This window comes from Cupriavidus sp. 05N39 (assembly GCF_056397325.1).
This window is the reverse complement of record NZ_JBFTNE010000065.1, coordinates 31237-41734: the sequence shown is the minus strand read 5'-3', so window position 1 is coordinate 41734 and position 10498 is coordinate 31237. Positions and strand designations below refer to the sequence as shown.

General features: G+C 56.9%; 7 protein-coding genes. All 7 read right to left on the bottom strand.

Annotated elements, in window-relative coordinates; genetic code table 11:
• On the bottom strand, positions 1-261 hold a 261-nt coding region (locus AC1DN0_RS27155), incomplete at its 3' end, for a formate dehydrogenase accessory sulfurtransferase FdhD (protein WP_477146149.1).
• 1080 nt (positions 262-1341) lie between these two features.
• On the bottom strand, positions 1342-2757 hold the full coding sequence (locus tag AC1DN0_RS27150; protein ID WP_441625045.1) for an aminotransferase-like domain-containing protein: 1416 nt from the start codon (positions 2755-2757) through the stop codon (positions 1342-1344).
• Between the two features lie 172 nt (positions 2758-2929).
• Complete coding sequence (locus AC1DN0_RS27145) at positions 2930-3340, bottom strand: phosphate-starvation-inducible protein PsiE (RefSeq protein ID WP_441625043.1); 411 nt, start codon at positions 3338-3340, stop codon at positions 2930-2932.
• 162 nt (positions 3341-3502) lie between these two features.
• The gene (locus AC1DN0_RS27140; protein WP_477102224.1) at positions 3503-4480 is read right to left on the bottom strand and encodes a cytochrome d ubiquinol oxidase subunit II; all 978 of its coding nucleotides are present in this window, start codon (positions 4478-4480) and stop codon (positions 3503-3505) included.
• 47 nt (positions 4481-4527) lie between these two features.
• A complete protein-coding gene (locus AC1DN0_RS27135) occupies positions 4528-5925 on the bottom strand; it encodes a cytochrome ubiquinol oxidase subunit I (RefSeq protein WP_477102223.1) in 1398 nt (465 codons plus the stop codon).
• 122 nt (positions 5926-6047) lie between these two features.
• Entirely contained in the window at positions 6048-8360 is a 2313-nt protein-coding gene (locus AC1DN0_RS27130) for an FdhF/YdeP family oxidoreductase (RefSeq protein WP_441625037.1), read from the bottom strand.
• 1071 nt (positions 8361-9431) lie between these two features.
• The gene (locus tag AC1DN0_RS27125) at positions 9432-10376 is read right to left on the bottom strand and encodes a bestrophin family protein (RefSeq protein ID WP_441625035.1); all 945 of its coding nucleotides are present in this window, start codon (positions 10374-10376) and stop codon (positions 9432-9434) included.
• Between the last annotated feature and the right edge of the window lie 122 nt (positions 10377-10498).

Below are 10498 nucleotides of genomic sequence, written 5' to 3'. Positions count from 1 at the left end.
ATCCTCGCGCATGAACACCTCGATATCGAAGATCTCGCGGGCACTGCCGACAATTCCCTCGGTCAGCGCGAATCCAACTGCAAAGGCCTCCAGATCGCGCGGGGTCGCCATCATCACGGCATGTGAGATGCCGTTGAACACCAAGGCGATTGGAAACTCCTCGGCCACCTTATCGTTGTCCCGTGTCTGTATCACGCCACGGTGACGTACGATCTCGCGCTCCCTGAATCCGCTGCRCTCGCTCCGTTCTTCGCAGTACATTGGCTTGCCCCTAGAAATAGTCAACGCGGCGACGATCGCCGCTCACTCGTAGTAGAAGTGAATTGCACTGAAGCCATTGTACGAACCGGTTGTCGGACACGAAGATACAGAATGGCCAACAAGCGAGGACTACAGATGCAGTCGTCGAAAAGCGATCGCGAGGCCGGGTTCAGCCGGGCGCTCGACATTGCGGCTTGCGTGAATCAAGACAGCCCTGTCGCGGAGACAGGACGCAGCCACCTCGGGATCGTTGTTCGATCGAGGCGACGACAGGCCAGGAATATGAGAGAAAGGGTGCCCGGCAAATGGGGAAGCAGCACGGCCGCTACCCTCTGATGAGACGGTCAAGAGGGTGCCAAGGCCGACACTTACCCACCGCCGAAACAACACCAGCAATGTAGTCCTGGGCGTGAGGGAGTCACGGCTGATGGCAGGCGAGGGCAACCACACCCTGGGGTACTCTCTGCCCAAGTGCGCCTTACTTCTGCGCAGGCACCTCGGGCTGCCGGCACCAACACTTTGTGAATATGTTTGAAGCACCGCAGCACGTTCCACCTGACCGTCGAGATCCGGCACGTCGCGGGGACAGCGCAAGCTGTCGCTTATGATTCGAAATGATTAGATTTGGCTAGAAGCCAGGATGCTGCACATAAAAATGACAACGCCACCAAGCGCGATCAGAAACTCCACCGCCACCAGATATCTGTTCGAATCCGAATTTTCGTTCATTCCCACACCCTCTCGCATTGTGTGACTGGCGGCCCACTCAAACCACCGCAGCGGCGCAATGAGCCGTACGTGCATCAGGCTACTGATTCCGCGATTCTCGAACGGCACGCATCCAGTAATTTCACGAGTGCTATCGACGGACGAGACGCACTGCAAGAGTAGACGCCAGTGGCGTTGGGAGGGGCATACAGGGGCGCGAAGAAGCGGGGATAACAGTCTCGCGGCGTCGCGGAAGTTCGCCTCGCTCCGGCTGCCATGGAAGTGCCTTTCAATGCCCAAATCATACTCGAAATGCGCCTTTGGTCGCATTCATTCGCGTGCCGGAGGGGGCGCGCGGGCTCCAATCGAAACTCAAATGCAAGAGGTAACTATCTTGCCAAGCGTGATCAAGGCACTCTCCAACTGCGGCGTCCAGGCGTAGCTATAATTAAGGCGAATGAAATTCTTGAACCCATTGGATGGGGAGAACATATAACCCGGTCCGACCGTGATTCCCTGTTCGAGGGCGCTGCGATACAACTTCATGGAGTCTACGCTGTCCGGTAGCTCGACCCAGAGGACATAGCCGCCCACGGGGTGCGAAGTGCTTGTTCCGGCGGGGAAAAAGCGATTCACCATTGACACCATGATGCTAGCTTGCTGAGCGTAGGTACGCCTCACCTTTCGAAGATGATGATCATATCCATCATTTTTTAAATACTCGGCAATTGCCATCTGCGGGAGCGAGGGGGTCGTCAGTGTATTTAGGAATTTCAGCTTCTCCACTTTATCGCGATACCGTCCAGGCATGGCCCAGCCGATGCGATGGGCGACTGCAAGGCTCTTCGAGAAGGAAGCGCAATATAGAACCAGTCCTTTTTCGTCATAGGACTTCAGCGAACCGGGATGGCTCTCTCCATAATAAAGCTCGTTGTAGACATCGTTCTCTATGACTGGAATATCGTGTTCGGAAAGTAGCTTTACCAGCGCCCGCTTCTTCTCATCCGGCATCTGAAAGCCAAGAGGATTATGGAAATTTGGCATCACCATGCAAGCGGCAATCTTCTGTCCGCTGATTATCTTCGAAAGCGCACCCAGATCGATGCCCTCGCGAGGATCGGTCGCGACCTCGATTGCCTTCATCCCCATGCGCTCTATCGCATGCAGCATTGCGTAAAACGTCGGCGACTCGACGGCCACAGTGTCCCCATGCTGCGCCACCGCTTGCAGGCATAGGTTAATAGCCTCGGTTGCCCCGACCGTCACAATTATCTCGTTCGGGTCGACAGAAAGTCCATTTTCCAGGTGCCGCCGGGCAATTTGCCTTATCAATTGCGTGTTTCCGGGCGGCAAATCATCCATGACATCCCAGTGCGGATGCCGGCGCGCTATCGTGCTTGCATATTGATTAAGGCGCCGCCAGGGAAACAGGGACGGATCGGGATAGGGAGAACCAAAGGGAACGGCGTTGTGCCCGCGTATCGACCTAAGTGTGGATAACACAAGCCTGCTAACGTCGACCTCCGCGGAAATCGGAATCGGCTGTGATGCTCGCAGTTCCATGCCGACCGGCTCGCCTGCGCGCCGTCGTACAAAATAGCCGGACTGGGGCCGACTCTCAATAATGCCCTTGCTCTCCAGATGCACATAGGCACGTATCACCGTCGTCATGCTGACCTGGTGGTGCAGGCTGGTTTGCCTCACGGAAGGTATCTTTTCTCCCGGCAGGAGTACCCCATGCGAGACCATGGCCTCGATCTCGGCAACAAGTTTCTCATATAGTTTCAAGCTGCCATCTCCTCAAGCTCGTGAGGAAGAGCGAAGTTGATCCGCCGCCACTTCGGCATGGCTTTCATTATAGTCATCAGGATGGCCGGAACGATAGCGAACAAACGCCTGACTGGCACCGAGCGCGTCCCCACCGGATACCATCAGGCAATAGCCCAAGAGATTCTCGGGTCTATCGTATCGGCTCCTCCGGTCCCGTGTCGTCGCTACTCGGGTACTTGGATTGGCCAAAGCGCAGGATGAGCACACCCAGGGCAAGCAATACGATTCCCAGACTGGATGCGAGCAGATGCAACTCGGTCGCCTCGTTATAGCGGAGTATCAGGTCTCTGGCCAGCGAAACCATGGCGATATAGAGCGGAAAGCGGACCGGGAGTTGCCCTAGTTTCAGGTATCTTGCCACCATGGCCAGAACCTCGAGATAGAGAAACATAAGGAGCAGATCCGTCAGCGTTACCTGCCCAATTTCCACAACCTTCCACGCCTCATGCCCCATTGCGAAGCTTGTGGCCAATCCGATCAGAATCAAGCCGACCAGCTCCCCGACACCAATGAATCCTTCGAATCGATTTCGAACAATCATCAACGAATCCCTTCGCTCTTCCACCATCCTCATCCTTTAATTTGCACAAACCAGCCGATTTACGTTGAAATCAAGCGACAGGGGGTCTTCTACGGCCACCCTTTTCTGGCGGCAGAAGCCGCATGGCGCCATGCCATGCGGCTTGATGCCGGTTCCGCCGGGCTAGTGGTGGGCAACGACCTTCCCACGGAAGACGTGGTACTGGTAAAGGTTGTATCCAATCATGATGGGCAGGACGGTACCAATCCCCAACAGCATGAACACCAACGTGGGATTCTCCGACGCTGCTGCCGTGATGGTGAGCTGGCCGGGGATAAGGCTCGGGAACAGGCTGATCGCCAGGCCCGCGAACGAAACGATGAAAATCAGCACCGATGCCCGGAAAGGTCCCCGGACACTGCCTACGCGCAGAGCATAAGCGATGTAGACAAACGACAGGATCGCAAGCGTAGCCAGTGCAACAAGGACATGAAATACGCCAGGTTGCGCCCAGCGCGCTTGGACAATCGGGCTAAACAGCATGGTGCCGGCGGACAACAGGATGGCAGAGGCAGCTGTGAGGAGCATGCTGATGACGGTGTAGCGGCGGGCAATCTGCTCAAGCTGACCACTTACCTTCTTGACCAGGTACGTTGCGCCAAGGAGCGCATAACCTGCTGTTACGCCCACAGCAGCAACCACGGTGAAGCCCTCGCTACCGATCCCGGGTGCAAGGCCTGTAATCACCTTGCCGAGAATGACACCCTGGGTAACTGCCGCCAGCAAACTGCCGATGCCAAAAATGAGGTCCCAGCCGCGCTTGCGGTGCGCCGCGTGCCGAAATTCGATCGCCGCACCGCGCAGAATGAGACTCGCGATCAACACCATGATTGGCACGTACAAGCTTTGCAGCAGCATCGCGTATGCGCCTGGAAATGCCCCGAAGAGGGCACCGCCGAGTGCGACCAACCACGTTTCATTCGCATCCCAGACGTGGGCAATCGAAGCGAAAATGGAGTCGCGGTGCTCTTCCTTTTTCGTGAAAAGACTCAGTATGCCGACACCGAGATCGAATCCATCGGTAATGACATAAAATATCAGAAATAAACCAATAAGACCGAACCACGCAATGGTAAGCATGGAGGTTGGAGACGAATTCATTTTTTCCCTCTATGTAAAGATTTCAGCTTCCTGCTTTCAAAGCCATATCAATAGCCAGAATGCGCGGCGGGGACGGCACGAACCTGCTCTACCGGCGGCATGAGTGTGAGATCCGGCCCCTTCTTCAGCCACTTCTTCGCAAAGACAAAGAAGGAAATGAACAGCACTACATAGAATGCGGCGAACATGAACATGCTCCCTGACACTGCACTTGCGGGAACCGCCGAAACCGCATCCCGGGTCCTCAGTAGTCCGTAGACAATCCAGGGTTGACGACCCACTTCGCGGACGATCCACCCGCACTCCACCGCGATATAGGGCAGAGGAATGCACAACACCCAGGCAAGCAGCAGCATCCGGTTCTCAAGCAGTGCGCTCAGCCTGCCTCGGGTCTTGCGGAAAACGTATGCCGTCCAGAACGCCAGTACCACAAAGAGGAAGCCGATTCCCGCCATCACACGGAAGGCGTAGTAAAGCAGCGGCAGCATGGTGGGTTGGTCTTCGCGGGCGATATCGGCGAGGCCTGTCACCTTGCCCGTCAGGCTATGGGTGCCAAGGATACTCAGCATGCCGGGTACTTCAATGGACCAATCGTTTTCCTGCTTGGCCTGATTCGGCCATGCCAATAGTGACCATGATGCGCCCTGTCCCGACGGATTCGTGTGCCAGTGGCCTTCGATTGCCGCGCCCTTGGCAGGTTGCGTCTCGAACACGTCGACACCGCTCGAGTCGCCCAGCCAAACCTGCAGCGGGGCAACGAACACCAGGATCCATAGCGCGAGCTTGAAGGAGCGGGCAAAGAACTCAGGATTCCGGCGCTTTAGCAAGTAGTAAGCGGAGATGCCGGCGACCACAAACAGGCCGGTCTCGATTGCGGCCACCCACATGTGCGTGACGCCCCAGATCATGTCCGGGTTGAAGATCGCGCGCAGATAGTCGGCAACCACAACCTTTCCATCGACCACAGTCACACCGGCCGGCGTCTGCATCCAGGAGTTGGCAACCATGATCCAGAAAGCCGAGAGGGTGGAGCCAAATGCGACCATGCCGGTCGCAAACAGATGCGTTCCGCGAGATACACGGTCCCACCCGAACATCATCACTCCGACGAACCCAGCCTCCAGCATGAAGGCCATGGCGCCCTCAAACCCCAGGATGTTCCCCAGGAACTGCCCGGAATGCTGCGAGAACGGCGCCCAGTTTGTCCCGAACTGAAACTCCATGGGAATCCCGCTCACGACACCCACTGCGAAGTTCAGCACCAGCAGCTTGCTCCAGAACCGTGCATGCCGGTAATACGCCACGTTGCCAGTCTTGATCCAAAGCGTCTCGACGACGAGAAGAAATGCTGAAAGGCTAATGGTTAAGATCGGCCACAGTATGTGGAAGATTGCCGTCATGGCAAACTGGGCCCTTGATAAATTCAGGACATCACTAACTGGCATTTTGGTGCCTCCGCTCAAATGAAAAATAACCTTCCGACCTGATTGAGTAACCCCCGGGCGCGAGGCGAGTCGGCGGACCCCTCGAAAGGGAGTGGCCAACTCTCGATGCCGCCGGCGCCCCGCTAGGCGTCAGGAGCCGAGCGCTCGAGAAGAATCGGTATCGACTTCGAAGTAGGGGTACGCGCTACGTCGGCAAAGCTGTCAAGCGGAACCAATGGATTGGTTTCCGGGTAGTAAGCGCCCATGCAACCGCGCGGAATGTCGTATTCAACCAGGAGGAACCGGTCGGCGCGCCGCGAGATGCCGTCATCCCAGACGCCAATCAGGTCGACAAATTCGCCGGGCGCAAAGCCGAGCATGTCAATGTCCGCCCGATTCGCGAAAATCACGCGACGCTGGCCGAAGACGCCGCGGTAACGGTCGTCGAGGCCGTAGATGGTGGTGTTGTACTGGTCGTGCGAGCGCGTGGTCATCAGAACCATCAATTTCTCGCCGTACTTCGCGCGGGCCCGGTGAATCGGTGTGTCCTGTTCGATTTCATGGACTACGAATTGCGCCGTGCCGCTTGGCGTCTTCCAGACACGCTCGCGAGACGCAACCCGGAGGTGGAAGCCACCCGGTTCGGCGATACGGGCGTTGTAATCATGGAAGCCTTCAACGACTTTCTCGATAGCGTCCCGGATGCGGGCGTAATCTTCGGCATACCAGAGCCATTCAATTTTGCTGCCGCCGAGGGTGGCCTCAGCGATTCTCGCCACAATAGCGGTCTCTGACATCAGGTTGGGCGAGGCCGGCTCGTTGATGCCATACGAGATATGGACCATGCAGACCGAGTCTTCCACGGTCACACCCTGGGCGACTCCGGCTTGCATGTCGATTTCTGTGCGCCCCAGGGTCGGAAGGATCAGGGCATCCCTGCCATGAATGAGATGGCTGCGATTCAGCTTCGTGGCAATTTGCACCGTCAGGTCGCACGCGCGAAGCCCTTCCCAGGTGCGAGGCGTATCTGGCGTTGCCATCGCGAAATTGCCGCCCAGGCCGATAAAGACCTTAACCGTGCCATCAAGCATGCCGTCGACGGTCGCAACCACATCCATGCCGTGATGGCGAGGCGGTTCGAAGCCAAACACTTCCTTGAGCCGGTCCAGGAATGCTGGCTCAGGCTGCTCTTCGATGCCCATCGTCCGGTCACCCTGGACATTCGAGTGTCCGCGAACGGGCAGCAGTCCCGCCCCCTCCCGCCCGATGTTTCCCCGCATCATCATCAGATTGGACAGCATGTGAATTGTGGCGACGGAGTTCTTGTGCTGCGTCAAGCCCATGCCCCAGGTCACGATGACACGCTCACCCTTGCAATAGATTTTGGCGAGTGCATCGACTTCTTCATAGGGTACGCCGGACTCCTTGACGATAAGCGCCCAGCTTTCCGCTCTCAAATCTTCGGCGAACTGCTTGAAACCGGAGGTATGTGCCTTGATGAAGTCCACATCGAGCACTCGTGGTTTCCCGTTCGCGAGCGCTTCGTCATCCAGTTCCACCACGCGCTTCGCTACGCCCTTCAGCAGTGCGAAGTCGCCGCTAAGCGTTGGGCGAATGAATGTCGAGCAGATCTGCGTACTCGACAGCGTCAGCATCTCCAGGGGATGCTGAGGGCTGGTGAAGCGCTCGAGTCCGCGTTCTCGGAGCGGGTTTACCGATACGAGTGTCACGCCTCGCTTGGCGGCTTCGCGAAGTTCGCCGAGCATGCGCGGATGATTGGTCGCCGGGTTCTGGCCAAACACGATGATCGTGTCGCAGTGCTCAAAATCATCAAGCGTCACCGTCGCTTTGCCGATCCCGACCGTACCTGGCAGGCCCCGGCTGGTGGCCTCGTGGCACATGTTGGAGCAGTCGGGGAAGTTATTTGTCCCGTAGGCGCGCACGAAAAGCTGATACAGGAACGCGGCTTCATTGCTGGCCCGACCCGACGTATAGAAGGTTGCACGATTCGGGTCATCAAGCCGATTCAAGTGTTTGGCGATAAGCGCGAACGCATCGCCCCAGGCAATCGGCTTGTATTTGTCAGTCTTTGAATCGTAGACCACCGGGTCCGTCAACCTGCCATGCTGCTCCAGTTCAAAATCTGACTGTTTCAGCAGTTCCGCAACTGTGTGCTGGGCCAGGAAATCGGGCGTGACGCGCTTGCTTGTGGCTTCGGCAGCGACCGCCTTCACACCGTTTTCGCAGAACTCAAAGGTGGAGGCATGCTCCCGGTCCGGCCACGCGCAGCCGGGGCAGTCGAAGCCATCCGGCTGATTCTGCTTGAATAGCGTCCGATACTTTCCTCCCGCTACCCTCTCTTTTAGAAGATTGATGGCGACATACTTTAGTGCCCCCCAACCAGCGGCAGGATGGGTATATGGTTCAATTCTTCCTTGAGTTTTAGACTCGTCCATAGCGATGGTTCCTATGTGGATGGGCGCTGCACCGCAACCGGGGATCGGGGCTGTGCGAGTAGAAGCAATCTGTAGGCGAAGAGTAGATGGAGCGCGCTAACCGAGGAGCACACAAATTCTGAGCAAGATGGGGAGTACAGTTTTCACGCCCTGCAGGTAGGCCGACTGCATCGCGGACGCGACCGGGCCGACGCCTCGAAACCGGCGAGCATGGCGTGACGGATTGTCGGAAGATGGCATCCGGATGGAATGTCTGCCGCGAGGCCCTGTTCAGGATGAGTGCCGAGACTGGCAGCGCCATTCGGCGTGCCCGGGCGGGCAGCACACTGTGCTTGGCCGCAACCTGGCGAACTGTACTTATCCCGGGCGGCGCCGGCCGCTAGGCTTCATACCAGACGCGGCGCATCCGTGGAGGCGCCTCGGCGCTTCCAATCCGGAGGAATTCCGCAGCACTTCCTTGAGGTGTATAGGCACTGGCACTGGAAGCGACTCGCGGAGAGGCTCTCCCGCCACAAATGAGCTTTTATCCACCTCCCCAGCGGAGACGCGGAAAAAATGCTTTTTATGCACTTACATTGCGAGCTGGCCAAACTGCCAGATTGGGTGGTCGTGATTCTTATACGGAAGGATTAGTGGGCTTCCGCCAAGATCCGCTCGTAATGAATCCAACTCAGTAGAAATCTGCGCCGAAAATTGAAAATTGAATCGGATAGTATCGATATTTCGTCGCCAACTCGCCAAATCTCCGTAAATCGTGTTGACCAATGGCTTAGCGAGACCTCAAGCGGAGAAACCGACCTCGGGTACGATGACTGGCTCGAGGAGCATCTCACGGAACGGGTAACCGATGGCTTGCAGTCTCCTATCGCCCGCTTTCAGCAAGGGAAGGTCGGGTTTTCGCTCCGGCACGGCGCCGAGTATCTAATCACGCATGCAACGCTGGGATTCAGGATATTTCGATGCCTGCTGGACAAGGACCTCGCTCTCATCGCATTCATTGATTCGAGAAGCGGGATGCAATTCCCTTGGATAACAATGAACCAGCTATTTTCAAGCGATGAGTTGAAGACTTTAACGGAGGTGCTCCGGGGAATATCTGATTAATGGCCATTGCGCCGAACGCTTCACGTTCCTGATGCTGACTGCTGAAGCATCAGTATCGGTCACCGAGCGCTCGATATTGCGCGAGATCGCGTCCAGCGCCAGCGCGTTGGGGGCCATACTGAACGGCTCGGAAATCTCATCGGCAATCGCCTCAAGYGCGATCAAGGTGTAGGCGACGAAGACGCAGATAATCGGGGTAAACAGCTCCGTCGAATCGACATGACCGAAAGGGAGCATCACGCAGTACGCGTATGCGGTACGGTGAAGCAAGACCCCGTACGCAAACGGAATCGGTGTGGATGCTATGCGCTCACAGCCACCAACGGTTTTCCCCAACTCATTAAGCTGGGCATCGAGCATCCAGAGCTTGGCTTCCGAGACCAGCTCACGCATCTGCAGCTCTGCGAGGTTATAGCGTATCTCGTTAAGAATTGCCGTAGGCCCGTAGCACTTCGCACGCAGCCTCTGCATAGCGTCTTCCCCGAGAAGGCGCACGAGATCCTGCGTCGGATCCGTCTCGCGCAGATCATGCTTTAGCGAATAGACAAAGGCGATAAGACGATTTACCAGCCGGATACGATCCTCGCTGCCGTCCGCGGGCAAGTAGCACAGTATTTGCGACGTAAGCGAACGCGAGGCGATGAGCACGCTTCCCCAAAGGTGACGGGCTTCCTTGAAGCGCTCATAGCTAGCATTGTTTCTGAACGCCAGAAAGATGGTCAGCGCGACGCCAAAGAGTGTAAAGGGAGCCGTATTGAGCGGAATCTTTTCACCCAATATTCGCCCATGGGTCAGGACAGCAAAGCCGCTGACAAAAGCCAGGAGGAGAAGTTGCGGAATGATGGTCTGCAATACTGACCCGCTCCACGCAAACAGCATGCTGAACCAGTTTCGCTTTGGCCGCACGATCATGATTTTCTCTTGCCCAGGAACCTATTTCCGCTCGAACCACATACGGGTTTTGCAGACCCGTCGGGTCAGGCACACACACACACCGAGTCGCCGGAAATCCAGCTACCTGGTGGCGCAGCAAC

What these genes read in the sequence shown, in the direction of transcription:
- AC1DN0_RS27145 (WP_441625043.1), bottom strand. Translation starts at nt 3,340, where the DNA reads ATGATTGTTCGAAATCGATTCGAAGGATTCATTGGTGTCGGGGAGCTG.
- AC1DN0_RS27140 (WP_477102224.1), bottom strand. Translation starts at nt 4,480, where the DNA reads ATGAATTCGTCTCCAACCTCCATGCTTACCATTGCGTGGTTCGGTCTT.
- AC1DN0_RS27135 (WP_477102223.1), bottom strand. Translation starts at nt 5,925, where the DNA reads ATGCCAGTTAGTGATGTCCTGAATTTATCAAGGGCCCAGTTTGCCATG.
- AC1DN0_RS27130 (WP_441625037.1), bottom strand. Translation starts at nt 8,360, where the DNA reads ATGGACGAGTCTAAAACTCAAGGAAGAATTGAACCATATACCCATCCT.